General features: G+C 36.8%; 1 pseudogene. It reads left to right on the top strand.

The features are described 5' to 3' along the window. Positions 1-398: 398 nt before the first annotated feature. Positions 399-1,511, top strand: a pseudogene (locus tag ABJV04_RS16245) (hypothetical protein); the annotation flags it as partial.

Here is a 1,511-nt window from a genome sequence, read left to right as displayed (position 1 = left end):
TAACTGGATGTTGGGTGTTCCTTGTTCAGCGTTGGATATTGGGTTAATTAATTTCAAGAGAGTCCTCTCGCGACGTTTGCCCTAGTTTTATAAACTATTGAGATGTTCCTAAGGAGCGCCCCTCCCTAAAATTTGTTCTTTGTAAGCAGACCGGCTTCTGTGAGGAGTATCTGATCCGTAAGATCAAAGTACCCAATGCATTACATATATTTAAATTTTCCTGAGCACCACAGAATAAATTCAACCATTCCAAATTTATATAATAGGAACTTGTATAACGGCATCGTTTTTTTTATTTAGAAAATCCTAATAGTTTGTTAACACTACAAACTTGAAGTACTACGAAGGTTTTGTTAACCTTTCTCAACTTTAAAACTATTTATTCATAGGACATTTTTATGAAACATTTTTTACTAACAATAGGGCTTTGTATAATTGGTTTCGGAACCAGTTATGGGCAAATTATCAGTCAGTATATAGAAACAAATTCTGGCTCAGCTCCAAAAGGTATCGAAATTTTTAATAATACTGGATCTACACTAGACTTTTCCACAAACAATTTAGTAATAAAAAAGGGCACTAATGGAGCAGCTCTAAGCGTGGATCACACTGTTTCATCAGGTACTTTAGCGTCAGGTGATGTTATGGTAATTGGAACTTCGAATATAGAAACCTATATGGATGGAGAAGGCTTGACTTCAGTCCTCTTTTCAACTAAAAGCTTTTCTTTTAATGGTGATGATGCTTTATCAGTAGAATATGGTGGGGTTGTAACGGATGTTTTTGGTGACCCGGGTACTGGTGATCCAGGGTCGGATTGGAATGGAAATGGGGTTAGTACAGCTAACCAAATTATTCAATTAAAGTCAGGAATTACTACAGGAGATACGGATGGTTTTACTGATCCAAGTACTCGATTTGAAACAGTAAGTACCGATCCTGTAAATGATTTATCAGGATTTGGGGTTGCACCTGCTTCAGGTGGTACTGCAACTAAATTAAACATCAGTCTTGTTAATAGTGGTGATAGTCCGACAAAAGACATTGGGTTTGAAGTAGTTGTCCAAGCGTTAGATGCATCAGATCAATTAGCTAATGTTGATTCTGATATTGATATAACATTTACACTAGCAACTGGTAACGGTTCTATCGGTGGAACCACAACAGGTACAATTACAAATGGGAATAGTTCAATAACTATTAGTGGTACAACTTATGATACAGCAGAATCAGGTGTATCAATCACTGTTGCTGATGATGCTTCAGGTTTAACTTCAGCAACAAGTTCTACTTTTACAGTCTTAGATGAAGCAACGAAATTGGTCATCAAGGATTTTCCTGCAACTGGTTCTTCTAATACCGCTGTAAGTTCATTTACTGTCGAATTTCAAAGAAGCGATGACTCGATTGATGAGAATAATAGCAGTTCAATAACAATTGCCAAAGTAAGTGGTACTGGAAATTTAGGGGGAACACTAACTAAAAGTGCCTCAGTTGGGATCGCAACTTTT

The organism is Aliiglaciecola sp. (genome assembly GCF_039982535.1).
Lineage (GTDB): Bacteria > Pseudomonadota > Gammaproteobacteria > Enterobacterales > Alteromonadaceae > Aliiglaciecola.
Note: the sequence above shows the minus strand (reverse complement) of the source record. Positions and strands in the feature narration are given on the sequence as shown.